At 35.8% G+C, this 25,231-nt stretch carries 25 protein-coding genes; 14 read left to right on the top strand and 11 right to left on the bottom strand.

Going from position 1 to position 25,231, the window contains the following annotated elements; translation table 11 throughout:
* The first annotated feature begins 27 nt into the window (after positions 1 to 27).
* The 4 genes from PV763_RS06780 to PV763_RS06765 are packed head-to-tail and all read left to right on the top strand — an operon-like array spanning position 28 to position 3,559.
* Positions 28 to 1,323 (top strand): ATPase, T2SS/T4P/T4SS family, encoded by a 1,296-nt coding sequence (locus PV763_RS06780; RefSeq protein ID WP_024160788.1) that lies wholly within the window; start codon positions 28 to 30, stop codon positions 1,321 to 1,323.
* Between the two features lie 9 nt (positions 1,324 to 1,332).
* Positions 1,333 to 1,602: a hypothetical protein gene (locus PV763_RS06775; RefSeq protein ID WP_005005884.1), complete on the top strand. Its 270-nt coding sequence runs from the start codon at positions 1,333 to 1,335 to the stop codon at positions 1,600 to 1,602.
* 26 nt (positions 1,603 to 1,628) lie between these two features.
* Positions 1,629 to 2,735, top strand: a complete 1,107-nt coding sequence (locus PV763_RS06770) for a ParM/StbA family protein (RefSeq protein WP_024160787.1) — start codon at positions 1,629 to 1,631, stop codon at positions 2,733 to 2,735.
* Positions 2,732 to 3,559 (top strand): hypothetical protein, encoded by an 828-nt coding sequence (locus PV763_RS06765; RefSeq protein ID WP_044110986.1) that lies wholly within the window; start codon positions 2,732 to 2,734, stop codon positions 3,557 to 3,559. The genes PV763_RS06770 and PV763_RS06765 overlap by 4 nt, the downstream gene beginning before the upstream one ends.
* Before the next feature lie 45 nt (positions 3,560 to 3,604).
* Here PV763_RS06765 and PV763_RS06760 read toward each other — a convergent pair whose 3' ends face one another.
* Positions 3,605 to 4,666 (bottom strand): ParB/RepB/Spo0J family partition protein, encoded by a 1,062-nt coding sequence (locus PV763_RS06760; RefSeq protein WP_044110989.1) that lies wholly within the window; start codon positions 4,664 to 4,666, stop codon positions 3,605 to 3,607.
* Between the two features lie 9 nt (positions 4,667 to 4,675).
* The gene (locus PV763_RS06755; RefSeq protein ID WP_005028640.1) at positions 4,676 to 5,512 is read right to left on the bottom strand and encodes a ParA family protein; all 837 of its coding nucleotides are present in this window, start codon (positions 5,510 to 5,512) and stop codon (positions 4,676 to 4,678) included.
* Positions 5,513 to 6,263: 751 nt separating this feature from the next.
* Here PV763_RS06755 and PV763_RS06750 point away from each other — a divergent pair.
* The 7 genes from PV763_RS06750 (at position 6,264) to PV763_RS06720 (ending at position 12,844) form a co-directional block, all read left to right on the top strand.
* Positions 6,264 to 7,793: a hypothetical protein gene (locus PV763_RS06750; RefSeq protein WP_420937532.1), complete on the top strand. Its 1,530-nt coding sequence runs from the start codon at positions 6,264 to 6,266 to the stop codon at positions 7,791 to 7,793.
* A 122-nt stretch (positions 7,794 to 7,915) separates the two neighbouring features.
* Positions 7,916 to 8,821 (top strand): hypothetical protein, encoded by a 906-nt coding sequence (locus PV763_RS06745; RefSeq protein ID WP_044110992.1) that lies wholly within the window; start codon positions 7,916 to 7,918, stop codon positions 8,819 to 8,821.
* A gap of 12 nt (positions 8,822 to 8,833) precedes the next feature.
* Positions 8,834 to 9,508: a hypothetical protein gene (locus tag PV763_RS06740; RefSeq protein WP_044110994.1), complete on the top strand. Its 675-nt coding sequence runs from the start codon at positions 8,834 to 8,836 to the stop codon at positions 9,506 to 9,508.
* Between the two features lie 12 nt (positions 9,509 to 9,520).
* On the top strand, positions 9,521 to 10,090 hold the full coding sequence (locus tag PV763_RS06735) for a hypothetical protein (RefSeq protein WP_005028650.1): 570 nt from the start codon (positions 9,521 to 9,523) through the stop codon (positions 10,088 to 10,090).
* Positions 10,090 to 10,647, top strand: a complete 558-nt coding sequence (locus PV763_RS06730) for a hypothetical protein (protein ID WP_005028652.1) — start codon at positions 10,090 to 10,092, stop codon at positions 10,645 to 10,647. Before PV763_RS06735 ends, PV763_RS06730 begins: the two co-directional genes overlap by 1 nt.
* 3 nt (positions 10,648 to 10,650) lie before the next feature.
* Positions 10,651 to 12,207 (top strand): UvrD-helicase domain-containing protein, encoded by a 1,557-nt coding sequence (locus PV763_RS06725; protein WP_005028656.1) that lies wholly within the window; start codon positions 10,651 to 10,653, stop codon positions 12,205 to 12,207.
* Entirely contained in the window at positions 12,200 to 12,844 is a 645-nt protein-coding gene (locus tag PV763_RS06720; protein ID WP_005028658.1) for a hypothetical protein, read from the top strand. Before PV763_RS06725 ends, PV763_RS06720 begins: the two co-directional genes overlap by 8 nt.
* A gap of 52 nt (positions 12,845 to 12,896) precedes the next feature.
* Here the strand turns inward: PV763_RS06720 and PV763_RS06715 are convergent, their stop codons facing one another.
* From PV763_RS06715 to PV763_RS06705, 3 genes are read right to left on the bottom strand one after another with little or no spacing between them, the layout of a single operon-like run.
* Positions 12,897 to 13,322: a hypothetical protein gene (locus tag PV763_RS06715; RefSeq protein WP_005028662.1), complete on the bottom strand. Its 426-nt coding sequence runs from the start codon at positions 13,320 to 13,322 to the stop codon at positions 12,897 to 12,899.
* Between the two features lie 14 nt (positions 13,323 to 13,336).
* The gene (locus PV763_RS06710) at positions 13,337 to 13,747 is read right to left on the bottom strand and encodes a hypothetical protein (protein WP_005005820.1); all 411 of its coding nucleotides are present in this window, start codon (positions 13,745 to 13,747) and stop codon (positions 13,337 to 13,339) included.
* Positions 13,748 to 13,769: 22 nt separating this feature from the next.
* Positions 13,770 to 15,782, bottom strand: a complete 2,013-nt coding sequence (locus PV763_RS06705) for a peptidoglycan DD-metalloendopeptidase family protein (RefSeq protein WP_005028664.1) — start codon at positions 15,780 to 15,782, stop codon at positions 13,770 to 13,772.
* Positions 15,783 to 16,025: 243 nt separating this feature from the next.
* On the opposite strand from PV763_RS06705, the gene PV763_RS06700 reads away from it, so the two are divergent.
* Positions 16,026 to 16,520, top strand: a complete 495-nt coding sequence (locus tag PV763_RS06700) for a hypothetical protein (protein WP_098733064.1) — start codon at positions 16,026 to 16,028, stop codon at positions 16,518 to 16,520.
* Positions 16,521 to 16,581: 61 nt separating this feature from the next.
* Here the strand turns inward: PV763_RS06700 and PV763_RS06695 are convergent, their stop codons facing one another.
* Positions 16,582 to 19,587 carry a DotA/TraY family protein gene (locus PV763_RS06695; RefSeq protein ID WP_420937531.1) on the bottom strand — a complete coding sequence of 1,002 codons (3,006 nt, stop codon included), beginning with the start codon at positions 19,585 to 19,587 and terminating at the stop codon, positions 16,582 to 16,584.
* Between the two features lie 266 nt (positions 19,588 to 19,853).
* On the opposite strand from PV763_RS06695, the gene PV763_RS06690 reads away from it, so the two are divergent.
* Positions 19,854 to 20,267: a hypothetical protein gene (locus tag PV763_RS06690; protein WP_005028668.1), complete on the top strand. Its 414-nt coding sequence runs from the start codon at positions 19,854 to 19,856 to the stop codon at positions 20,265 to 20,267.
* 49 nt (positions 20,268 to 20,316) lie between these two features.
* Positions 20,317 to 20,718 carry a hypothetical protein gene (locus PV763_RS06685; RefSeq protein WP_005028669.1) on the top strand — a complete coding sequence of 134 codons (402 nt, stop codon included), beginning with the start codon at positions 20,317 to 20,319 and terminating at the stop codon, positions 20,716 to 20,718.
* A gap of 48 nt (positions 20,719 to 20,766) precedes the next feature.
* Here the strand turns inward: PV763_RS06685 and PV763_RS06680 are convergent, their stop codons facing one another.
* The 5 genes from PV763_RS06680 to PV763_RS06660 form a co-directional block, all read right to left on the bottom strand.
* Entirely contained in the window at positions 20,767 to 22,623 is a 1,857-nt protein-coding gene (locus PV763_RS06680) for a hypothetical protein (RefSeq protein ID WP_077170152.1), read from the bottom strand.
* 97 nt (positions 22,624 to 22,720) lie between these two features.
* Positions 22,721 to 23,203, bottom strand: coding sequence for a hypothetical protein (locus PV763_RS06675; protein ID WP_005028671.1), 483 nt, complete (start codon positions 23,201 to 23,203; stop codon positions 22,721 to 22,723).
* A gap of 8 nt (positions 23,204 to 23,211) precedes the next feature.
* Positions 23,212 to 24,000, bottom strand: a complete 789-nt coding sequence (locus tag PV763_RS06670; RefSeq protein WP_077170153.1) for a hypothetical protein — start codon at positions 23,998 to 24,000, stop codon at positions 23,212 to 23,214.
* On the bottom strand, positions 23,954 to 24,526 hold the full coding sequence (locus PV763_RS06665) for a hypothetical protein (protein ID WP_077170154.1): 573 nt from the start codon (positions 24,524 to 24,526) through the stop codon (positions 23,954 to 23,956). Before PV763_RS06665 ends, PV763_RS06670 begins: the two co-directional genes overlap by 47 nt.
* 272 nt (positions 24,527 to 24,798) lie before the next feature.
* A complete protein-coding gene (locus tag PV763_RS06660; RefSeq protein WP_005005806.1) occupies positions 24,799 to 25,230 on the bottom strand; it encodes a hypothetical protein in 432 nt (143 codons plus the stop codon).
* Between the last annotated feature and the right edge of the window lies 1 nt (position 25,231).

Below are 25,231 nucleotides of genomic sequence, written 5' to 3'. Positions count from 1 at the left end.
GTTCGCTAACTCAATTGGAAGTTTTAAATGCAAATGAAGGTTTCGACATTAAAAGCAAAATCTGCATTATTTGATGTTAACAAGATTAAAGGATCTGAAAATAAGATTCTGACAGCTACCAAAGACATTCGCAAAGACTACGATTCTAGCCGTGGTTTTGGTTTGGCTACATTAACAGCCATAACGACATACAAAGATCCGAAACAAGGGTTTAAAAGTCGCGATGAATTTGAAAGTCTTCTATATGAAGCATTAGCTCATGGTGCTTCAGATATTTTCATTAGTCCAGATCGCCCCATCACAATGATGAAAGACTTGGAGTTATATTCGTTAACACACCGTATTATCAATCGTGATGAAGCTCTACACATCCTAAGAACGATTGCTGATGAAAATGCCTACTTAGTCCTTATTAATAATAAGTTTATTAATAAGGCATATCGTATTCTGCAGAAAGACGCTTCAGGTAAGGAAACTCGTTATAACTTTCGTGTGAACGTATCTCGAACTTCGTATCGTGGATCTGGAGATTCTTTTCAGATAACGTTACGTACAATTTCTGGCATTCCCCCTCACTTTTCAAAAGTGGGTTTAGATGAAGATTTCATTAAAAGATCGCTACCTCACAATGGTTGCTACATCATTGGCGGTATCACTGGTTCTGGTAAAAGTACAACACTAGCTTCAAATATTCGCTATGTGTTGGAAAATAATACTCATATTCGTGGAAATATTTTGACTCACAACGAGCCTATCGAATACGAGTATGACGCAATTGAAAGCACACACAGTATTGTTAGTCAAAGCGAAATCCCCAATAACTTCGAGACTTTTGCGGATGCAAATAGAGAGGCGATGCGTAGACGTCCTGCTGCAGTTGAAATCGGTGAATTGCGAGATAAAGAAACAATTTCTGCAGCTCTAGAACTTTCTTTAACTGGCCACCCTGTTTTTGCAACGGTTCACGCAACCACCGTAGACAAAATTATTCCACGTATGTTGAAGCGCTTTAAGCATGAAGAACATCTTCAGGCTGCAGCTGACATTATTGGTTCAGTTTATACATTGATTGCTCAACGTCTTGTTAAAGATGTGAACGGCAAGGTATTTGCTGTAAGGGAACACTTAATTTTATCACCTCAACTGAAAGAAGAATTGCTTTTAATTGATGATATTCATGCTCAACAGAAGTTTATTCGAGAGTTAATGATTAATTCTGATGGTTCAGATCCAAACATCAGTAAGAGTTTCAGGAAACAAGCTGACGATCTACTCAAAGCTGGTCGTTTGCATGAAGACTACTATTACAAACTGATTTATTAAGAGGCGAATATGGATGATCAATATGCACACTGGTCGCAATTTAGATTAAATCTAATCCTATGGGGCGGTTTAAACGGATATTTGTTTATACCTTTTCTAGCTGTTGTTATTAAGTTTTCCTTGTTCAAACTTATGCTTTTCATCGGCTTGATAGTAGCAACATTGGTTATTGAAAAAGTATTTAAATACAAATACAGCTATATCCCCTCTGCTCTTAGACGCTTAGTTTTTGGGGGCAATAAATACACTAGACGCGGTAGAAGACGTTACTCGTTGTAAATCTTGAAAAATTGAAAGGTAAACTTATGAAAAATACTCAAAATGAAAAACCAGCGATTGAAGAACGTTATATTGTTCTAGGTATTGATGATGGACATGGCGGTACAAAGCTTTATGCTGGTCTAGATCAAGATGGAAATGAAATCAAACTGACTATTCCTAGTATTGCTTATTCAGGAAAAGTCCTCACTGGCGAAGAGGATTCTACTGACTATTATGTGGTTAAAGTTAATGAAAACTTTTATACAGTTGGTAAGAAGATCAATAGTAGTGTTCCTCTGGATACCAGAACAGACGAATACCCGACATCTGAATATAACAAGGCACTAATACACCAGGCAATTAAGGCCTATATTGACCATATCGGAACATATGATGGTAGAGCGTTTGCAATCGCTACTTCACTTCCTGTTAGTCGCTATTACACACCTGAAAAAACCAAAAACATGCCACTTATTGATATGAAAACTAATTTTCTACTCAATGGTGATGTTTGCTTCAACTTAAAAGATCATAAAGCTGGTAAACCGCTTAATATCATTAAAAGACATATTGTTAAATGTGAAGCTCAAACAGCTTATTTTAATGAGATTATTGATGTACACGGAAACGGTTCAGAAGATAGTGATCTTTTAATAAGTTCTGAATGTGCTGTAATCGATATTGGCGGTAAAACCACTGATATTGTAGTCACATTAGATGGAGGAAACATGCTTGATGGCCATCGTTCTACATCACGTAACCTTGGTATTCTTACCATCTATGAACGAATCACTAGCTTAATTCTTGAATCTGGCTATAAAACAGTTAACGCTAACTGGCTAGATTTCGCACTAAAATCTGGAACTTATGGTATAGGATCTCAAGCCAAAGATATTACAGGTTTAATTCAGCAAGCTAAAAACGAATTCATGATCGAATTAAATAACTTTATCTCTAAACAGATCGGTGGAGGCGATGATTTAGCATTAGTATTATTTTGTGGAGGCGGTGCAGCTTTTCTTGAAAAAGAGATTAAAGAAAAGTACGACTTACCGAACGTAAGAATCGCTGAATCACCAGAGTACGCCAATGCTAAAGGTTTATATAAGTTAGCTAAATACATGTATAAAATGTACGCAGAAATCAAATGACAGATTCAAACTACATACAACTATCCTATCAATTAATTCACTTAACAAGAGAAGATCTTGATGTGATTAGTAGTGTTAATAGAAATCTACCAGGTCTAGACTTAAACGCTTTTAGTTTAAGTCTGCTGTATTTAGGATTTATCTTTTGTACTGACAAGCAGAAGATTTTTCTAAATGCGCCAGTGCAAAATGAAATAGACGAGACGTTTGCACAGCCTGTACGAATGAAAATAGATAAAAATGCAAATCAAAAACTATTTAATTCAATTAAAAAACATCCTCAAGGAAAGCTTCGTAGAAATTACATAACTGCTGTTTTACATGCTGGTATAGCGGTTCTAATTGAGCTTTCATACCTTTATAAGTTGTATGAAGTTAATGAGGATATGGCAAGCCTATATTCTGTCAATTCTTTCCTATTAAGGTTTGGCTTAAGTACTTGTGTTGAAACATACACCAAGTTTAATACTGCTTACTATGTGTACGATATTGAATATCTTGAAAAAAAGTATCTTGATCATATATCCATACAAATACCAGAAAGTAGTAAGGAGCAAATTGAACAATCACCTAAAAAGCCCGTAACTAATTCTATCAAGAGCAAGGAGGTTCCTGTTCAAAAAGCAGTTAAGATAAAGGAAGCTAAACATACTGAACATAAAAACATTCAGGACCACTCCCCTACCGTTGAAACATCTCAAAATACCGAAACGTCCGAAATTAATAATGCTAAACCAAGTCAAAACGTATCTGAATCAAAACCAGTAACCAATCCAAGTAGTTCGGATTGGCTTAACCAGACTTTTAATCCAGATCTATTATAAAAAAAACCGGCAATGCCGGTTTTTTTCATTCAAAGTTTTGAAACTTCAATCATTCAAGCTCTTAAAAAACTCTTCAATTTTTCTAGCTTTCTCTTCTGTAATATCTGCATCCAAGGCTACTCGCAACTTAAGTACACTCTTACCTTTGGTACCACATTCAGAACTCATAGAACCAAATTTAACGCCCTTATCTGTCTTAAAATCGAATTTAATCTTACTCGGTTGTTCTTCAGTAGTAGCTTCTTCAGTTTTTTCAGGCTTAGTCGCCTTATTCGCTTTTTCTTCTTCACTCAAAATAGCTATAAATCCTTTATGACGCTTGCCCGTGGATTTAAATTCTTCAACGTATTTATCCCATTCTGGTCTTAACAAGTCGAAAATTGCTTTTTCGGTTTTAGTTTCTAAAGCTTTATTTATTGCGGTATTCACTTCTTGAGCAATATATCCAGAAATTAGCTCAGGATCTTCGTTCAAAGAGTCCAAAATGAACTCAGGTAAGTCTAGAATATATTTGAGACGGAAATACTTCGACTTATCAATCGCAAATTTTTCAGTAACAAATTCATAACTTTCAAAAGGATAACCAAACTCTTCACATAATTGCTTGATTTTTAATATGCTTTCAAAATCTGAAAGATTTTGTCTAGCAGTATTATCCAATAAAGCTGTTATAGCAGCTTTATCATCATTCATAGATGTTTTAACTAAAGCAGTAATTCTCTTGAGCTTTAAAATCTCTTTAATTGCTCTAAAACGTCTCTCACCAGCAATTAACTCGTAACGATTACCCTTCTGTCGAACTGTAATCGGGTTAATTTGTCCATTAGTTTCTATATCAGCAGCCAAAATTGGCAACTTCTCATATACACGTTTATTCATGATACGTGGTTGATAAGGTGATGGATCAATTAAATCAATGTCGATTGATTCTAAATGAGATCCGCTAACAATATTTTTTGTTTCTCGCTTAGCTAGTGGGTTAAGACTCCCCTCTTCTATAGTTGGAGTCACTGTATTTTCTTTTACATCAGTAACTTGAGCATCACTCCCTGTTGCATTAGCAACAGATGTTTTTTTCATGCTTTTTACTTTATCTTTAAAGTTCATATCAGCACCTTATAATTTTTTGTATTCAGAAACCATTAGATCTACAAGTTGATTAATTGCTTGTTTTGCTGGTGTTTCTTTTCCAGCATCCAGATCAAATACGGAACACTTAACATATGATGCTTGACTAAAAACCGTAGCATTTGGAATACAGATTAATTCCTTATTTACCAGTTTTTCTTGCAATTTTGGTTGAGCATATTCATTGCGAATATCTTCAGCCAAGGTAAGATCCACTGTATTACGCTTGTTATAAAAGTTTAGTACTGGCGATAGAATTTTTAAATCTGGATTGCTTGTCTCTAAGTCATCCATAGAGTTAAGTATATCTTCCAAACCCTGAATACTGTATTCACCCTGTAATGGAATTAATAAACTGTTTGATGCTAACAAAGCATTAAAAGTTAGAGTTTCCATTCGCGGTGGACAATCTAACAAAATAAAGTCGAAATCCCCTTTTATCTTTCTTAATACACTTCTAATAATTTCATTAGGAACTGGACTAGAACGCTGAATATTGATTTCAACATCACGAATGTTATTAGCACAAGCAATCAAAGACACATTTTCAAAGTTGGTTTTATCTGGACCTTGTATAACATCGTGAATGTTAATTGTTTTATAGTTTTCAAAAATATCTTTTAGAGTGCCATCTATATCGTTAATATCTGGAACATTTGAAATATGTTTTGTTGCATTACGTTGGCTATCTAAGTCGATTACTAAAACCGTATAACCTAATTTTCCAAGCTTAGCAGCACAATTCACCGTAGATGTTGTTTTGCCCACACCACCTTTAAAGTGGATGCTTGTACAAATATAAGTTTTTCCTGAGTTCTTTTCCATTTTTCAATCACCTTTCAAGTAAAGTCAAACAATACAATATTTGAAAAATATTTAAAATACTTTTTCACTTTATTTTTAATATATTTCAACTTTTTCAATCTATATGCCTAACATGTGTCCATATCTTATGTGTTTTTCATTATCAGACTGATAACAGCTTTAGATTCCTTGTCGTGGATTTTTTCATTATCAGACTGATAACAGCTTTAGATTCCTTGGCGTGGTTTTTTCATTATCAGACTGATAACTGCTTTAGATCCCTTGGCGTGGTTTTTTCATTATCAGGCTGATAACGGTTTTTCGATTCTAAATCGTTGATTTATTCATTATCAGACTGATAAAAAGGGAGTTGCCAAGAAGAGGGGAGGGCTTACTACTACTTACAGTTAAATAAATGGGTAGACGTTGTGAAATGCACAACTGAAAATGATCTATATTAGCTGAGTAGGGGAGTGCCCTATTCAATAAAAAGACTACCAACAATATTTATAGAGAAATTTATTATATAGGCGGTTAATCCACTTAAATGTCTAGTAGGGGAGGGCTTCTTATTCATTCTTTTTAGTATTTGACCAAGAATACTGGCTTAGTGTTGAGATTGACCTGATTTAAGCTTTAAAAGGTATTAAGTGCCACTTTAGTCAAGAGCTTAAAACCAGACTTAAAATCCTTAAAAGGTTTAAGGGGAATTAGATTAAAACCAATATTAACTATATAATACCCAACAATACACATATTAATAGGCTATAAAATGGCAGATCCAAAAGATAAGCTTGTACATGAGAATCATATTTATATATTTACTGTTGTTATGGTTTTAGTGGCTTTTTTGGCTGTATGGTTTGCTTATAAACCTCAAATTGTAGGGTTTTTAGTATACACAAAAGGCATTTTAATTATTCCTCTATGGTGGATACATAGCATATTCAAAGCTATCGGGCTTAACTACGTGCCTTTACTAAGTGAGTTGGTGTATTCAACAGAACACCTATGTAAACCAACAAACAATTGGCTTCCATTATTTTGTCAAAATAAGTTTAGCGAAGTCACTATTTTTCAAATTTCAAAAGCCAGTCAAGCATGGAATTTATTAATATTTTTGCTGGCAACACCTTGGATAAAGAAAGCTTATGACCGCTTCAACAGCGAGCATCCAGCACGGGGCTTTATCAAAAGCATGAACCTAGAAGAGTTCATAGAGGAACAAATTCCAAACCAAAGACACTTACAGGTTTTTGGTCCATTAGACTTGTCAAAATATGATACGAACAATGGTCATTTTAAAGCGCTAGATTCAACTTATGAGTTTGCAAATAGGCATGAATTAATTACAGGAACTAAAGAGCGCCTTGTGAACATTACAATCAACGGAGTAACGAAAGAATATAATGATAAAAGTGAAACAGTACCTATCATAGATGAAGAGAAGTTTTTAAATGTCTTACGTGAACAACTAGGGGATCTTTGGATAACCCTTGATAATTCAAAAGAAACATCACCCGATGAATTATCGTATTTATCCGATGTTGATACAATTTTGCTAGCTTTGTATTTACCAGTAGCATGTGCGACCGATGAATCTATGGATGATGAAGAGTTCCGTAAAATCAAAAAAGATTCAACAACATTAATTAATTACTATTGGGATATTTGCACAAAAAATATACCTAACAACCCATTGTTTGCAATTGAAAATCAGTATGTTGAGGGCGATCGTAAGCTTGTAGGGTTTAATTTTGATTTCCTTAGAAAAAGAATTCACAAATACATTAAACATCCCGTTGCTACTAAGATTTTTAAAAACCATGCATATGTAAGAACTATTTTGTGTGAGGTTGTATTAACAGCAAGACAACTAGGTGTAATGCCACCAACAGATATACGCTGGTTAAAACTATACAATCGAACTGCATACGCATTCATACAGAATATTGGTAGACCGTCTTTGTTTAGTGAGGGTTTAGGTCCAATCTCGCATTATCTAATTGAGGTGAAATTAGGGAAGCCATTAGAAGAGCCAGACATTAACATTGGCCTTGTTGGTTTTGAATACGAATTATTGAGTTTTGCCATGACTGAAGCTAGACAAAAAGCTGCTGAAGATGTGAACAGTATTATTCGAGTAGTAGAGTTTACGGACAAGGAATTAAACAACGGATCTTATAACTCTAAAAACAATGATAAAGATGATTTTAAGTATAGTGACGATCATGTTTTTGATATGGTGAGCGTAGAAATACCACAGGATGAAATACAAAAAAATAAGCAAAAAGGGTTTTAGTCTTAAACTTATAAGTTATAATTGACCGGTATTAAAACACCGGTCTTTTTTATTTAACTATTTTTTTAAAACCATATTTTAACTATACTGCTAAAACATGGCTTAAAAGGTAATACTCTAAAATGCTTTTAAATAATTTCACTAAAATAGTAGCAAGTTGCGCTATTAGTATTATTACAATCTCTACTTACGCTGCACCATCTCAGGACCTTACTTCTAAGATGCAAAAAATGGGCAAAGTAAAAGAAGTTAAACCCTTTAGTGGAGGTTTAACTTCTTGGATTCTTGAGGCACCTAATGGGAAAAATGCGGTGTTTTTTACAACATCCGATGAAAAAGTCATCTTACATGGTACAGCTTGGGATTCTGCTACTAAAAAAAATATATCTGAGCCTCTTAAATTAACTGCAAAAAAAATGAATACACCAGCACAACAACCAACAGCTTCCGTTGGGAATTTGGCCAGTGCATACAATCATCCAGTCTTTAAAGCTGTAAAAACGCTTTCAGGGTTTAAAGAGGGGAAAGCGAATGATAACAACACTGTATACATCATTTACGATCCACGCTGTAAATATTGTCACGAAACATTCAACCTTTCTCGCTCATACGTTAAAAGCGGTGCAACTATTAAATGGATTCCAGCTTTAGTTCTAAACCAAAGTGAAAACGGAAAACAATTAGCAGCTGGAATTCTTCGTAAACCATCTGAAGATACTATTAATAAAACCTTTAATGGAACAGATGAAGAAATTAACTCAATTAAAGTGATTCCTACACCACAGGAACTTGCTGAGTTGGATAAACACTTAGGCGCTCTTCAATCTATCTTCTTCTATCACGAAGATATTGTTGCAATGCCAAAAGAAGATCGTGAACAGCGAGAAGCAATTCGTAGCGCTGGACAAAAGCCACAGCCACTAACTGCTGGTGTACCAGTTGCTATCTTTGTAAATAAAAAGACTGGAAAAGTTGAAGCTCGTAGAGGAACTTCAGAAACAGCCACTCTTGACTATATTTTCAAATAAGAGGGAATTGAGATGAACAAAACTCAATTGAAAGCTTTCCAATCGATTGTCGGAAACTTTTCACCTTATTTCTCTAAGATAAACAATGAGTCTATGTTTTTAGATTCTGACCTTTCTGGAGATACGGATAGAAATCGCCAGGTGAGCATCTTCAATATAGATGCAAAGGCCACGGATTTACTATTAACGATCAAAGGATTTGATCAGGTCGAGAATAATTTGTTTAGAGGACAAGTTTTCTTAAAGTCTGACGAAAACACAGAAATTCTTATTAGTGAGCCATGCTATTACTTAAACAAAAGCAAGGTTCGTTTCAGTACATATGAACTTCAGAGCTACATAAAGGAAGTTTGGCATCAAGCTCTAAATGAATATAAGGCTGATGTTACAGACAGCCCTATACGTTCTAATGAAGAAAAATACAGCTTATCTTTAGCAGATAGATTCTCTAGTTTTAAAACGTCTTGGCCAGCTATGGGCATTGTAGCTGCAGTAGTTGTTTTTGCTGGAGGCGGTTACTTTTTAGGTTCAGGTACTAATGCGAAAAATGCATCTTCAGAAACAAGTTCGCAACAACTAAGCACATCTGATAACCCTGAACTTGACGGTAAAGCCTTGGCTCTTAAAAACATGGGGTTAGATCCTAACTCAATGGCTTTTGATAACTCATGCTTTCAAGAAAAATAAGGTGAATTATCTATGAGAGCTAGACGAATAGAAAACCTTGAAGCATTACAGCTAAAGGCCTCAGAAATAGCACAAATAACCGTTAAAGAGTTGGAAGCACGACACTATTTAGTTTGGTGGTTGAGCTCATATGACCGAAACATGAAACGTGGCTATAACAATGAAACCATTTGCTTAAGCACCTATCAGGTGAATGAGTTTTGTTTTTCATATGCAATCACAAGCGAAGTTGAAAAGTTTTATTTACTAATACAACCCGAAAATTGGTTTTTAAATGATTTAACTTTCGAGTCTGCTTCTATAGATGAAAAAGGCTTAGTTTTAAATTTAGCTGAAGTAAATGATCAGTTATTCAAGCTGTATATATCGCGAATGCAAATCAGATTTAATCTTGATGAAATTCATGCTGAACGTTTAACACACGCAAAGAAATATGCAAAAGAACTGGTCTTTATTCAATACAACCCACAGAAAAATCAGGTCATGAATGTAGGTGTTTCTATCAATTTAGAAAACAACACAATCACTCGAAAATCATCAAATCAAACGGCAAAAAATAAGCGCTTGAAAGGGGCATTCTAATGAAGAAATCAAACTATTTTAAGGTAATTGGTGCAATAGCAGTTTCAACAGTTGTTTCACTTGCTTATGCTGGCTTTACTGAAATTAATAGTTCTGGAGACATTGTATCTAAAGACAGTGCAAATGCTTTACGCACCAGTTTTTCAACACCAAATCAAAATATACCAGCGCCATTACGCACATATTCACTATGGGATAAGATCTCAGAGACAACCAAATATAATGGCACAGTACAACCAAAGCCAACACCTGTTGCAATTGAGAGTACATCTTCTCAAGCACAAAATATTCAAAGCAAAAGCAATATTAATGTGGCTAACATAGAGAGCCAACAGGAAATCAAAAGATTACAGGCAGCACTAAAAGAGAAAGAAACTGAGAATAACAAGCTCAAATATTCAAACCTTGAGATGCAAGTGCAAGTAGTTGAACTAAAAAGCGATATAAACGAACTGAAGCAACAAGTTAACTTTTTAGCAAGCCAGATGCAAATTGTTGAAAGCGATGTGCTTGTAATGAAAAACAAAAAACCAAGTTCTTTTTTAGCACGAAATTAAGCAATGGTTGTGAAGAAAATTACTCAAAAACCTACCAGTGAACAGCAACGAGCAATTGATAAAGCAACACGACTAAAAACCAGTTTTAAATTGATTGCTTTTGCTGGTACTGGTAAGACTACGACATTGATCCATTGTAGTAGTGCTTTGCAACAACTAGGTAAGCTTGGACTATATCTATCATTTAATAAAAAGATGGCAGATGAAGCTAATCAAAAATTCGCTGAATATGGGCTGAATTCAGTCACATGTTCTACATTCCATTCTCTAGCTTACAGAAATATACCTGGTTGGCTGAAAAATAAGATTAACAAGCCTACGTTACTTCCTAAAGATATTGTTCAAAAGTTTAAGCTTGAAAACATTCGATTTCAGTACAACGGGAAAAACCGACAACTCACCGATCTAACATTAGCGCTGATTATCCTTAATACATTACGTTATTTTTGTATGACAGTGGATCAGACTGTTACCAATGATCATGCTTACATAGCTTTAAAAGAACAAACATCAATTAAGCGCAATGACGTTCTTGAAGATAAAATCACTTCAATTGCGAAAATGATCTGGAATGATGTAGTTGATCCAAACGGTGATTATGGTATTACACACGATTACTATCTCAAGTGGTGGGTACTGCAAAAACCACAACTTGATTTTGATTACGTGATGGTAGATGAAAGCCAAGATAGTGACCAATTAATACTAGACGTACTCAAACGTCAAAAAGCAAAAGTTATTTTTGTTGGAGATCCATACCAAAGCATATATGGCTTTAGGGGTGCGAAAGATATTTTACAGAACCTAGATCTTGAAGCATTGTACTTAGAACAGTCGTTTCGGTTTGGTAATGCAGTTGCAGATATAGCTAATCTACTTCTCAATAAACTTTTTGGTGAAACCAGACAGTTAAAAGGTTTACCAAGTAAAACGTCAAAAGTTACCACTTTCAGTACATCAAGTTATGCACCATCTTCATTGAACGCGATTATTTGTAGAACAAATGCTACGGCTTTTGAATACTTTTTTAAGTTTCATGGCTACCTTAATGGCGAAAAGAAAATACGTCTTGAGGTTGATGGAAAGCGCAGTAAAGATATTTTCAGTGGGATTTTTCAACTGAGAGCAAATAAACGGCCAACGTGTAAAGAGCTTCAAAACTTTTCTTCCTACCAAGAGCTTGTGGACCATATACAAGTGTTTGGAGAAGTGGAGGGGGCAACTACAGAATTAAAAACCTTTCTGGATCTAACAAACCAATACTCATGGCAAGTGATTGAGTGGGCGTTAGAAAATAGTATGGCTGATGATGAAACTGACCCAAAAAACACTTTGGTCATTAGCACATCACACAAGAGTAAAGGTTTAGAGTGGGATAATGTCCTAATCGCAAAAGGCTTTAACTATAAAATTCTCGATAAAAAGCTAATGATTTCTGCAGATGAAAAACGGCTGTTGTATGTGACCGTAACACGAGCCAAAAACATATTATTTACAGATGGCATTAATGATTTATTGGAACACTTAAATTCAAAAAATACGGAGATTTCAAATGCCTAATCAAGTTGAAGTTCTGCAAAATAGAGTGTTTCAGGCATGTCACAATGCTAGTTATATTCGCGGAGAGTTTCATCACGAACCGTATATCATGGAGCTTGTTAAGAAAAAGGGCTCACAGGTCGCAGATATAATCACACCACTTCTTGAAATGTTTCATCTAATTGAAAAGGAAACAAAGTCAATCTTTAGTTTCACGGAAGATTTTAATTTCAAGCAACGCCATTTTGAACCAGGTGTTTATCTCAAAACTAAAGAGATATTAAATGGTGTAGAAACGTTCGATGGCCTGGCTATCGTTGATATTCCTTCAGGATCTTTTAGAAGCATTGTCATAGATTCAGGCGGTGGAATTGCTTCAAGTAAACATACAATTGAGCAGTTTAAGGAATTAAAGGGGAGATATTTAATTCCATTTTATTTTGATGGAATATATGTGCACCCTCACTGTTATACATATTTTTTCATCGAAAATGATATTAAGAGGGTGATGCCCCTTGAGGCTTATGATTCAAGCAAAGTAGGAAATGAGCAAAACATGGGCTTGCATTGGGTAGAAGAAGCAATTGAATACGGTAATCTTCACTTTGGGTTTGAAGTTGAAACACCAGATACCGAAACAATTATAGAAAAAGTCTAAAACCAAACGACAAAAAAGGGCATCTTATAGATGCCCTTTTTATGTTTTGAAATTAATAAGAAAGGTCGATTGCCACTTGTGCTAAAGATGTAAAAGCAGAGGATTCACACATAAAAGATTGACGAATAAAAAACGATGGATTGTATGAGCTCACCATAGTTTGACTATCACAGTTTTGGCTAAATTTAATATGTTGTGTATTGATTGCTTGCCAAGCTGCAGCATTCTTTTGACTTTCCGCACGAACGTCTTTGATGAAACGTGTTAATGATTGGTTGTATGGTGTATTGCACTTAAGTTCTGGTGAACCGTACTCAGAATCACGCGCTTCATTATAATTAAACACGCATTTTTGATACTCAGCTTGTACCTTGTTATAAGCTTGAATAGCTTCAGCTTTGGTCTTATAACCAGCGTTGGCAGATGACGTAATAATGGTAGCAGCACATAACAAAGCTAAACTTAAAAACTTTTTCATAACCTGATCCTTTATTACTTCATTAATGCCGGAATAAACATTGCCCAACCTAATTTATTGGTCGCTTTACATTGCATGCTTAGTGTTTTGTACTTTGCAGTCTGGCCAGCGTATAACTGATCGCAGTTAGCAAGTAACTGAGTAAAGTTTCGATTGTGATCAGCTAGAACACGCGGAGCTTCTTCATTATTAATATATTTAGAAGCAAGGCTACCAAGCTGACTTGCGCGGTTATAAACATTTGTATAGCAATTTAGGTGTTTTGCATCAAATGGATCGTTAGAAACCGCAGCACATTTAACGTTTACTAAGCGCAGTTTTTCAAGTTCAGCACGAATAGAGTCTGAGCTAGTATTAGCACTAGCATTAAAAGATGCACATGCTAAAAGGCTAAAACCCAATAAAGACAAAAATCTGTTTTTCATAATATTTCCTTTAATTGCTCTATTAAGGGTATTCAGAATAGTAAGGGCATAAACGCATAACAATACCTTCAAATGTAACGGCTTCAGCTAAAGTCACAACACCATCTCGAGGGTTTCTATCGAGGTTTCTGTTCGCATTATATTCACGACTAGGGCTTTTATATGGTCCACCTAAAACTAGAGCATAAAACCCAGCTATTGTTTTATTATTATAGTCGCTTTTACGTTGTCGTGCTTTTACTGCAAGATATAAATCTAATAATTCGACTTGTTGTTGAGCACTCAGTGTAGTGATTTGCTTAGGGTTTGATTTAATTGAAGCTGGTATTCCTCTCGCTGTTAAATCTGAAGCATTAATATCTGTTATACCAATTTTAGTCCATTGACTTAAACCATATGCACCAGCGTTGTTGTCAATTTTAAGATTAAAACCGGCAGATTCAAAACCAAGAATAGCTGCAACGTCATTAGGGTTATAACCATGTTTTAAAGAAACACGTTTAATACCATCTTTAACCGCACCAAAAGCACCTGGTATACCCCAACCACATTTACGATCTGGAGTACCTTGTCCACCTTTTAAGATTTGTGCATCTGAATAAACTTGCCCGTTTCCACCTTCCTCAAAAAGCTGTTTCATTTCAACTACTGCTACTTCAGGAATAACAGTTGGTTGTTCAGCTTTCGTATAAAGTTCATCTACACGGCCAGAATAGCGTTGAGTTTCTGACGCTGTATAAGCTGCCAAAAGAGCCTCTAAGCGTTCATTTTGTTTATGGATCTCTTTAGTCAAATAGTTTTGTGCATTGATAATGTTTAGCTTTTCAATCAAAAGCCCCATCATCGACATAGTTGCTAATTCATTAAACCATTTAGAGTTGCCATAACGTCCAGTACCAATGTTTTCAATTAATTCTGCTGGCGTAGAATTAAGTGCACCAATATCAAAACCCACATCATCAGCCGTACCACCAAAAATAGTTCTAGGCGGTGCATATTGAGCAACATCATTTGCATAAATGGTACCGCTTGCAGCTGCTTCAGGTGAGATAGTACCGTCAGCAATCATTTGAGCGACTTGCACTTGTGCAGATCCATAAGCATCCATCGAAACATCGCCACTAAATGCAAGTGCTGGAAGCTTTTTGCCTTGTTTTACTGCAATGCCATCTACCGATGAAGAAACGGGGAGGGTGATTCCTGTTGATGATGAATATAAGGCATTCCATTGAGTCCTAATGGTGTTACCCAAGTACGGTGTGTATTTGTTTTCTAATGCTTGTCCTTGTGGCGAGACACTAATCACAACGTCTTGAGGTAAATATGGCGTAGGATCTGTTAACTTATATTCAGAACTACCCACATATGGCGCAGATCCTTTAACGCGTTGCTGAAGTGCAATGGATGGATTTTTAAAAACTTGATCTAAGTTTTTATTCAGCCAAACATCTAGCCCACGTTTTGCCTTTACACCATATTCAATGTGCAAATGCACGGCACATGAACCACAGCCTTTATTTGACATGTGTGCGATGTTTTGACCAGCTTGAATACGTTGACCAGGGTAAGCGTTATATTTTTTTTGATACGATGGATCAGTATGGCGATACATGATTCGATCGCCAGTATCCATCTGCATAATTAGTGGGTTAGTGGTTGATTGGTTGCTTGCACCAGATGAACGTGTGTCATAAGAGACAATAGAACCTGAACCAATTGCTTTAAGTGTAAGGTCATTAGGATTCGCACGACTAATATCAATACCGTTATGACTACCAGCAGCGCCCCCTCGCAAACGAAATTCACCAAAACGACCAGCACTACGGCGCCCATCATTCGGCATGATCGAATATTTATGGAAAATCATTTTTTGAGCGTTGTTAGGAACTTTTGCCGTATTAGCATTTGTAGCGGTTACGTTTTCAGAAATAGGATCGGCGTTAGCGGTATAAATAAAAGCCGAACAAGTCACTAAAATTGCGACTTTAATGCCACAGCTCAAGGGCTTTAATTGAAATGAGGGTTTAAATTTCATAAGTGAATCGCCAGGCTTAAAGGAAGTTCTTAAAATAAATTAACTTCTTATTAAATGTCCCTAATAGCTAAGTGGACGGATTAAGTATATACGATTAAATACTTATTTTATACTTTAAAAAAAGTTTTTAGGTTTTGTTTTAAGATAGTATATACATATAGTGTTAATCTTATTGATAGGTTTAAGAATAAGGTTACATGGTTTTAATATTTTAATTTAATAAAAGTAGTGAGGTATCTAAATATGTTAAATCACGCACACGTTTTAAGCGCTACTTTAGACCAAGCGATTGACCGTGCTTCAATGGGATTAGACTTTTTAATCCAAAACAAAGTACACATGAAGAATGAAAATGCCTTGTTAGCTCACATTGAAATGCTAGAAAACAGAATCAAAGGTATTACAAATCAGTACAACGAATTGGTTGCTGAAGCGAACGCACACATTGATGACGTTACAAGCAAGCACAATGAGCTGGCGAACAAGTACAACAATGTTTGCGCCCAAATGAAAGCAAAAGACATCGAGCTTAATAACAAGCAAATTGAGTTAGAAGAAGAGCGTATCAACAACTTTGACTTACTTGTGCAAAACCGTTCATATAACAATTTGAACCGTGCTTACAGTCATGCAGTTGGTCAGCTAGAGAAAGATCAACAGCAACTTGTTAATATCGGCGTTCGTAGATTTATTTTTAACTCTACAAACAAAAACAACATTCAGAAAATCAACTTTTAATTATGAATATTTTGATAAAAAAAATGGTGCTTATAAAGCACCATTTTTTATTGTCTAGATTTTAAGGTTTACCTTTAAACTTAGACAGAGTTGAACTTAAACCTGAACGCACACGATTAGTCATAGTGCTACGGCCAGAAATATTAGATTTCTTGGTTGCACTAGAACTAGCACCAAAACGTGCATTAGGAGTCGAACCAGTACCATACGTATAGCCAGTACCACTTGCAACATTCACACTACCGAAAGTAGAACCAGTCTTAGATGCTGATGCTTTAGCTACACCACGATTAAACGTAGAAGCTGTTTTTCCGTAAGCATTTGCACCATATAGACCACCACCAGTAGTAGGCGTATTATTTGTACCACTTACACTTGTAGCACCCATACCGAATGTAGATTGACCTTGGCTTGGGGTAGGTGATGTTGGTTTAGCACCAAGACCAGTTCTACCACCCGTACCACCAGTGACACCACTTGGAGTAATACCACCTGTACCACCAGTTGCAGCGCCAAAAGAAGCGGATCTAGCTGGCATGTTTACAGGGCTATATGCAGTCGTACTACCAGTACCGCCTAATGTATTACCACCTGTACCACCATTGCCACCACCACCACCTTTCGGATTATTTGGACCACCCTTACCACCATCAGGACGTCTACCAGGCGGTAAAGGACGGCGAGATGCTGGAGATGGACCAGACAACGTACTTGCAGCGCCACCAAACTTTTGAATAGCTTCTTTTGAGTTTGTTTCACCCCACTGACCGCCATTCAATCCAGAACCAATCCATTGTTGTACTTGGTCAGCAACACTAAATACCAACCCGTAAATCAGGTAGATCGCTGAAGTCATCAAGAATAGATATAAGAAGAACTTCCAGATAAACGTAATCAGCTCAGTAAAGATAACTGTAAACGTATTAGATGAATAAGCGATGCTCATTGCACCTTGGTAGCTAAAGAACATATCAGTAAGCGTAACAAGAGCTGGCCCGATAATAATTTCAGCCATCCAGAAACCAACAATGATAAATATTGGTCGCATGAACAACGTTAATACCGTGACATAACCTTGTGTTTGGCTACCGACAAAAGTACGCTCAGGGATCATGTGCATTAGCGCCCATAAAGGCAAACCACACACAGCGTATAGGATATGGATGATCCAACCTACACAAGCTAGACCAAAGAAGATCATTGGCATATATGGAATAACAACCGCCATCCACACACCAAGAATCGTCAAATACGTTACTAGCTGACCAAGGATAGGAGCAAAGATATTTTCAACGGCATATTCTAAAGCGTTGGTGCCTTCTTCAGTTACGCCCTTAAGCCCTGGTACCCATTGAACAAGAGCAGAACCAGAACGAGCAGTAAGCACGACTAATTTCATGCCGACAACAGTACCTTGAGCCACAGCTTTATAGACTAAGATTGCTTCACCAGTATCTTGAATATTACGGATAACATCCGTATTGCGGTGCAATGTAGTAGGGCTGATATTTGAGCTTGACGAATTATTATTTAATAATTCCGCATCGCCTTTTTCACCGACCAATACACCCATTACCAATGATTTAGTAATGTTTGTTGCCCAAGCAGAACCATATGCCGAAAACTTTTGATCGATGTTGGATACTTTGTTTGAGTCACCACCATCGGTAGACATTGATATTAAGTTGGTAGAGTCGGCAATATCGCCGTTTGCCACCCAATTATTGTTGGATGTAATGCTACCAACAGCATTATCCATTGCAACATAAACGGTGTTATAAATTGCTTCACCTTTTGAGTTGCTCATGATTGCTGAATTCAGTGTAGGAGGGCTGAACGTCCACAAAGGTTCAGTAATATACTTCTCAACAATAGCGCGATATTGACCTACTTTAATACGAGCTTCAGGCGTCATCATCCAACCGCGCTGATTTAGCGTATTAACAACAGTTTGAACCGCAGTATAGCCATTTTCAGAAGTCAGAACATTATTCGTTACGGTATGACTCTTATTCACATAATTATCAACTAGCGCATTGAAAGCATCCATAGCAGCTTTACTAATCGGGAATGTTCCTTCCTGTTCAGTGGCATTAGGGCTTACTTGATATGCGATATACCACTTTTCTAAATCGATAAAGAATTGACGATATAGATTGTTCTTTTCTTGTTGTAACTTAGCTTGAACATTTGCCAAAGCAACGTTGATCTTGTTTTGATCTGATTGGCGAAGTTTATAAACAGGAATGTCCATTAACTCAGCATTAACCGCAGCTGGATTAACAACGTTCATTGAAGCACCGCCACAGATCGGCTCTTTTTTGCCCCCAACTTCTAAACGGCTGTCAGCGTAAGCGAAGTTATAAGTAACAGATGTCCAGTTACTTGCAGTTTTAGCGGTTTTATCAATGTAGTTTTGCTTTTTCTCTACTGCAGTCATGCTAACACCAGGATTAGCATTCGCCCCATAAGCACCATCACTAAAATAGCGCCCGAATGCTGGCGGTAGAGTATAAAACTCTTGGTTTAGAACGTTAATACAATGCAACTGGCGAAGCATAACAGGCGCATTTTTCCTAAATCCAAAGATGTCACGCTGATGATCGTGCGTATCTGACAAACTAGCCGAAGCCATTAAGGATTCGCCTAACGTTCTATTATTAATTGTATTGGATACATTATTTGACCATAGCACCATACCTAGCACGACTACTTGAATGAAACAGTAGCCGGACGCCGTAGGTAAAAGTAAAATAATCGAATATAATATTCGGGAAAACATCGTAGTGACTTTTGAATCTTTCCCGAAAGCTTCACCGTCCTGGGCGCTTTTCAAAAGTGCTGTTAAACCAATACCGATCGCAAAAACCAAAACCAACGACATTGCCACACTAGCTACACCGCCTAATAATATATTAGTGAGTAAACCTGATGATGGTACTGTCGAGGCTGGTCCAGACGCATTGATAAACGCATTGATGAAGTCGTGTCCAAAGATAGATGAGAGAAGAGTAACGGCTTGGTCGCCATCACAATTCGGATTTGTCGATTGACAAAATAAACTCATAGCTAACTCACCGTTTTTCTTAATGCTTCTTATACATCGCTTACTTAAGACGACTAAAAGCAAAGTGTTATAAATTACAAGTTAGACGTTTAACTAAAAGGCTTAATACCTTTTAACCAAAGAATCATTAAAACCATTTTATTACAAATAACAATGGTTTTTAAATTAGCAATAATGTACCACAAAACTGTTATTGGTATATACAGAAAGTTTAAACATGACTTGCTAATTGTTTTAATGATTTAGTTTAAATACAAGAGACTATTATGGATAAAGCAAAGTTTACATCTCACTTAATTTTACTGTCGGAAATTAAGAAATCTGTATCTAAAGATATGGGGAAAGATATAACTGTTTTAGAGTTATCCTACATACTCAACCAAAGCATAAATCCTTTAATGGCAATAACTTATAAAGAAAAACTAGATAAAATAAATACTTTTGAATTAGATCCTATTGAAGTTCTCAAAAAACGGAAGAACCTAAAAATATTAAAAGTATTAAACCTCATGCTTACGTTAAATCTAGACAAAACCATTAAAAAAGACGATATAGAAAGTTACAACGAGTATAAAGACAAGTTTTTAGAGAACATCGCAACAATAGGTTTAGACAGATTAGAGCAAGAAGCGTTAAAGGTACAAATTGAAAATTTATTGAAGTATAATTGGGTATCTTAATACATCTCTTAATTTTAAGATTCTGACTTTAATAAAGGGTTTAAGCCAAATGGAAAACATACAGAACGAAGAAGATATACTTCAAGACGCGACCAGAGCCGTTTTTAATTGTGGCACTAGTTTTAGTGAAGCTAAAGTAGTTTCCCTTACTGACGAGTTTAACCCACAACCTACACTACAAACACAACGAACCAACCTAAAATATATCTACGACAATAAACTACCGAATGAAATTGGACGTCAATTAGCGCAAGAACCAGAATACCAAGAAGAAACACGTTCATTACTTGTTGGTCACTTTAAAGAAATGGCTCTAGAAGATTTAATTGAGCAGCAAGATTACCAAAACCGCTACAAACAAACAGATCCAGAATTGGACCAAGACAATGAATCTGAAAACAATATGGATAATGAATACACATCACGCCCACCAGAGCCTAGACCTTGGTAAGCCTAACCATTAAAAAGAAAATGCCCGAATGATGGGCATTTTTTATATCTACGTAATATCTAGCTTCAAAAGTTCAGATGGATCTATGCGCTGACGGAATGAACATGCGAGTTCTTTTACAATTTGATTTTGATATTGTTTGCGGTCGAATGTGTCAAAAGCTGAAACCTCAATTTCAGGATCAGTGATTGCATTTAGAAGATCCTTGGTAGCATTGAGTGATGCGGTAGGACAAACATAGATAAGGTTAAGCACTGAAGTACGAAGCAAAATATCTAATAAGTGATATTTGGGCGGTTCCAGTTCCTTATCTACATTAGAAAAGTAGTTCACAAGATAAATGTCATTTGATAAATGCAGATTGATATTGTCAATGAGATCTTTGGTAACACCGTCAAGAATGCCATTCACCTTCAACAAAAGTTCAGGGTTTTCAATGTCTTTAATTTTTTGCGTATCGACACGTTCATTAAATAAGTTGTTTAGATTTCTCAAAAACTTTGGTTGTGGCGCCGTAGTTTCAAAATACATCTGATTTTTAATACGGTTCTTCATGTAAGTTTGGATAATCTTAGCTTCAGAAGAAAGAAACTCAATCTTAAACGTGTCGTATGACACTAGATCAATAAATACTTGCTGGCCAGCACCCGACTTAATATCAAACCAGTTCATAAAAATACTGGCTTTGAGTGATTTCAATTGTTTAAGAATAGCCGTCTTCTCAAAATCATTCATATTGAAGTAGCTACTTGAAAAAGTATCGAGATAAAACTTCCATTTATCTTGCACTATATTCCACGCTTGATTAATAGAAATGATTGGAGCATCTATAATTTCATCTTTGATGAATTTTGACAGCTCATATAATTCATTTAAACGTGCTTGGTAGTTGAAGTCTTGAGTAATCACATTCTTTTCTGATGTTGTGGACTCAGAATCCTCAAGATCCGCACCAACCAATAAATAAGCATCGGTTACTTTTGGTGTTTCCTTATTTGACGGTGCTGGTACTGGAGCACTAGAAAGTTCAGTGGAAAAAGTTTCATCATCTTCCGCTGGCGTATACGGCGGTGTAGTCTCTTCATTAGGAGAACGTGCGTCTGTACGTTCAGCAAAAAAGTAAAACAATTCTTCTTGCGGTGCAACTTTAAACGGCGTCACATTATTATTGATGATTGCTTTTACAATATGGTTTGCCAGTTTAAGCGTGTAGGATAGGGCATGTATATAAAGCTCTAATGTTGCAAAGTTACTGGTATCAACTTCATTAGCACCAAACCAAGATAGGTTACGCAGTTCAAGCCAGCTCGTGAAAGAATCGTGAGAGCTATTAAAACTTAGATCTACGGTCTTGGACAAATAGATAAAAACGCAAAACAAAAACCTATTTTTGTACTCATACTTAAATACATCAGAATCGGTCCAGATCTTATTCTCAATGAGAGCAAGAATGTAATTTAAAAGCTCATGGTGTTTAATCGAATCGATTAAGTTGTCTGGTAATACTTTTAGTTGATTAAGGTGTGGTTTTACAGGTGCATCATTGGATGGTTTAAGGAAGTGGTAGAACAAGTTAAATGTTTGCGTATCATCTATATCAATTACAGGTTCATAATCATCTTCATCTACGTTATTTAGATCCTGTTGAATATCGACTATTTGCCCGGTGTGACCTTCTGAACGGTCAATCTGGCAGATACTAAAAAGAACAGGCAAAACCCCGACAATATTACGGTTGTCAATTGTTTGATAGTGGGTATCAAAAAATATCGTATCAGCTAAAAACGTACCTTTATGATAGTTGAGAAAGAAGAATAGTACGTTATTTAAAGAACGGTGATTTTCACCAGAAGAGGTGTTAGAAGTAGCGTTAAAGTCATCGAAAAAAACTAAATTTGTATCCATTTAAAAATACTTTAAACCACACCCTTAAACTATTACTAATAAGCATATAAGTTTTAAGAGAGGGTTTAAAGTTAATTTTAAATATATTTAATGGAGTTTAAGACATCGGGCTTTGTAAGCGCTCTACATTTGATGAAAGGTCAGAAACATCTTGCTCTAAAGTCATTGCCTGGTCTATCGCACGTTTCATTAAATATTCTTGATTAATTTCTTTAGGCTCTTTACGAGTAGCATTCTTTTGTTCTTCTTCTAATTTGAAACGTTCAAAAGCGAAAATAGAACGAATAATACATAAGCTATCTTCAAGTAGGTCTGAATGCACTTTAGGAAAAATTAGATCAGGATCTAAATCAGATGCGACTTGGTTAAACAGCATAAATTGATCGCGATGTTCGATAAGAAATTCATCATATGTACCGAACTCAGATTCGATCATATCTGGACAATTTGCGAGAGTAGAGACTTTCGTATCTTGTGATAACAGAATTGAATCACCTGATGGCGCAACTAAAGCATGAATAGGTTGTTCTGCAATAGGAGCCAACAACACTACAGTAAATGGGCGTGTTTGGTTTTTCATGGTTAGTCCTAATTAATATAAAAAAAGCTTTGGCCAAAAAGTCTATTTTGAAATTTTGGTAGGTTAATGGAATCGAATAGAAGGTCCGTCTCTTTAGTACACTTCTGATTAATTAGATAAATGATATTTTGAAGAAGTGCAATTAATTTAAATGGACTGTTGTATTCATTGAATATGGGTGCAGCAATGCAAAGAGTCTTTTTTCTATCGGTTGATAATGCCCATGGGTTCACCAGGGTAAATCTCACCTTGGCATTATTATGTTCAATTGGTCGTGCATAAATATCAAGAACATCGGATAAAGTAGATACCTTTAATTCTTTTGAAATGTCAGTAAGAATCTCACTGACTTGAAGCGCTGTTTTATCATGAATATCGCTTATAGTGATGCAAACACCACTATTACTATTCATTAAATTTGCATAAAGAACTTCAATAACCATGGACTCGTCTTTGGATAAATCCTTTAAATTGGCATTGACTAAATCTATGATCCGATCTGATTTTTGTTCAAGTTTAATTTGAAGCAAAAGCGGTTCATTCTTTTTTGAAACAGGGAGTACTTTATAATCGCTAAGATTGTAATTTAACCGCTTCATTTCAGTAATCAGTGTTTCTTTGGCATTATCAAAAAGCTTCTGATCTCTCTTGGTTAAACCAATAACAAAATTTGTGGACATGAGTATATTCATGATCCACAAAGCAGTAGATAAGGATAAAACACTATCCTTAACAACTTCTGAATCTGAATCAGAAAACCCAGATATTTGCTTGATTTTGTCGGTTATCGAAATCATGTGAACCCTTGTTTAATTCGGCATTTTCATCTGAAACTTTGTCAAAAAGATTAGTTTGATTAAGTACGTCTTGGATATTTTTTTGTGGATCATCACTGAGTAAACATTGGAATAGGGCGCTAATTAAAGTAGCAAGTGATGTGCCATAGTCATTGGTACACTTGATTAACTGGCCAGCATCTAAGCAAATTGGTGTTTCATCATCATAAAGCAAGTGTAATTCTGGTGATTCAGCATAAACCAACTTTACATGAGTATCCGTGATGATTAACTCAACTTCTAAGTACTCATTATTTTCTAAAAAATATTTAAAGCGCAACATCAATGCATCATCGCCACGTTCTATATATACAATTTGTCGATCGGTCGTATTGGTATGGGTGACGAATCTATTCTCTTTTGTGATCTGATCAATGTAGTTCAAAAAGATGGTTTTGAGTGACGCACTTAAAATACCTTTGGCAGCGAGTTCACTTTTCAAGTAAGGCAGAAAGTTTTCAAGATTTTCATGCAATGGTTTTTGCATTCGATCATCTCCAATGGGATTAATAAAAGGGCATACACATCAAATGTACAGCGACTCAGTTATGACTATTTCGTTATAACAGTTACTTAAAAGACTGCAGACTGTTTGACTTATAAAACTGATACTTTCGCCACACTTTTAATTCAGAAATATCTAACTTGTTTCTAAATCAATATGGCTTTATTTGATTATAAAGCCACATTGAAAGTTTAAATATTTAAAAATTATTTTTAGTATATACCTAAATCTAAGATTTAAAATGGATCTAACTTTTAACTGGCAAACTTTGTTGCTTTGGTTAAAAGGGTTAAGTCTTCATGGAATTGATTTTTTAAAAACCCATAGTTAAAAACGTAACTAATAAAGGTGAAAAACTCTAATTGGTTCGGTATTTTGTCTTCAAGAATACTGACCTCTAATTGCAATGTTCCTGTTGCACGTTTCTTAGAATGAAACTTAAGACCATCAAATGTTTGACCGTAATAAGTTGATATTTCCAAGAAAACTAAACGGAAAAAATAAGGGAAGATTTGAGAAACAACACGCTCAGGATCATCAATTTGAGTTAAACGTCTACCGTTGTGATATTTAAACTTAATACCATCAGCCATACTTTTTTCTACCAACAGGCGAATATAGGCATGACTACGAGTAATCATGCTTTTAAGTGGCGTTTTTGCTTCATGAATATTTTCGTATTGCATT

Origin of the sequence: Acinetobacter sp. AS5, assembly GCF_048957595.1 — a bacterium.
In the GTDB taxonomy this organism is placed as follows: domain Bacteria; phylum Pseudomonadota; class Gammaproteobacteria; order Pseudomonadales; family Moraxellaceae; genus Acinetobacter.
The sequence above is the reverse complement of the archived record's forward strand: the minus strand, read 5'-3'. Positions and strand labels throughout refer to the sequence as shown.

Excerpts from the sequence above, each read along its gene's own strand:
- PV763_RS06780 (WP_024160788.1), top strand. The coding sequence starts at position 28 with ATGCAAATGAAGGTTTCGACATTAAAAGCAAAATCTGCATTATTTGAT.
- PV763_RS06775 (WP_005005884.1), top strand. The coding sequence starts at position 1,333 with ATGGATGATCAATATGCACACTGGTCGCAATTTAGATTAAATCTAATC.
- PV763_RS06770 (WP_024160787.1), top strand. The coding sequence starts at position 1,629 with ATGAAAAATACTCAAAATGAAAAACCAGCGATTGAAGAACGTTATATT.
- PV763_RS06765 (WP_044110986.1), top strand. The coding sequence starts at position 2,732 with ATGACAGATTCAAACTACATACAACTATCCTATCAATTAATTCACTTA.
- PV763_RS06760 (WP_044110989.1), bottom strand. The coding sequence starts at position 4,666 with ATGAACTTTAAAGATAAAGTAAAAAGCATGAAAAAAACATCTGTTGCT.
- PV763_RS06755 (WP_005028640.1), bottom strand. The coding sequence starts at position 5,512 with ATGGAAAAGAACTCAGGAAAAACTTATATTTGTACAAGCATCCACTTT.
- PV763_RS06750 (WP_420937532.1), top strand. The coding sequence starts at position 6,264 with ATGGCAGATCCAAAAGATAAGCTTGTACATGAGAATCATATTTATATA.
- PV763_RS06745 (WP_044110992.1), top strand. The coding sequence starts at position 7,916 with ATGCTTTTAAATAATTTCACTAAAATAGTAGCAAGTTGCGCTATTAGT.
- PV763_RS06740 (WP_044110994.1), top strand. The coding sequence starts at position 8,834 with ATGAACAAAACTCAATTGAAAGCTTTCCAATCGATTGTCGGAAACTTT.
- PV763_RS06735 (WP_005028650.1), top strand. The coding sequence starts at position 9,521 with ATGAGAGCTAGACGAATAGAAAACCTTGAAGCATTACAGCTAAAGGCC.
- PV763_RS06730 (WP_005028652.1), top strand. The coding sequence starts at position 10,090 with ATGAAGAAATCAAACTATTTTAAGGTAATTGGTGCAATAGCAGTTTCA.
- PV763_RS06725 (WP_005028656.1), top strand. The coding sequence starts at position 10,651 with ATGGTTGTGAAGAAAATTACTCAAAAACCTACCAGTGAACAGCAACGA.
- PV763_RS06720 (WP_005028658.1), top strand. The coding sequence starts at position 12,200 with ATGCCTAATCAAGTTGAAGTTCTGCAAAATAGAGTGTTTCAGGCATGT.
- PV763_RS06715 (WP_005028662.1), bottom strand. The coding sequence starts at position 13,322 with ATGAAAAAGTTTTTAAGTTTAGCTTTGTTATGTGCTGCTACCATTATT.
- PV763_RS06710 (WP_005005820.1), bottom strand. The coding sequence starts at position 13,747 with ATGAAAAACAGATTTTTGTCTTTATTGGGTTTTAGCCTTTTAGCATGT.
- PV763_RS06705 (WP_005028664.1), bottom strand. The coding sequence starts at position 15,782 with ATGAAATTTAAACCCTCATTTCAATTAAAGCCCTTGAGCTGTGGCATT.
- PV763_RS06700 (WP_098733064.1), top strand. The coding sequence starts at position 16,026 with ATGTTAAATCACGCACACGTTTTAAGCGCTACTTTAGACCAAGCGATT.
- PV763_RS06695 (WP_420937531.1), bottom strand. The coding sequence starts at position 19,587 with ATGAGTTTATTTTGTCAATCGACAAATCCGAATTGTGATGGCGACCAA.
- PV763_RS06690 (WP_005028668.1), top strand. The coding sequence starts at position 19,854 with ATGGATAAAGCAAAGTTTACATCTCACTTAATTTTACTGTCGGAAATT.
- PV763_RS06685 (WP_005028669.1), top strand. The coding sequence starts at position 20,317 with ATGGAAAACATACAGAACGAAGAAGATATACTTCAAGACGCGACCAGA.
- PV763_RS06680 (WP_077170152.1), bottom strand. The coding sequence starts at position 22,623 with ATGGATACAAATTTAGTTTTTTTCGATGACTTTAACGCTACTTCTAAC.
- PV763_RS06675 (WP_005028671.1), bottom strand. The coding sequence starts at position 23,203 with ATGAAAAACCAAACACGCCCATTTACTGTAGTGTTGTTGGCTCCTATT.
- PV763_RS06670 (WP_077170153.1), bottom strand. The coding sequence starts at position 24,000 with ATGATTTCGATAACCGACAAAATCAAGCAAATATCTGGGTTTTCTGAT.
- PV763_RS06665 (WP_077170154.1), bottom strand. The coding sequence starts at position 24,526 with ATGCAAAAACCATTGCATGAAAATCTTGAAAACTTTCTGCCTTACTTG.
- PV763_RS06660 (WP_005005806.1), bottom strand. The coding sequence starts at position 25,230 with ATGCAATACGAAAATATTCATGAAGCAAAAACGCCACTTAAAAGCATG.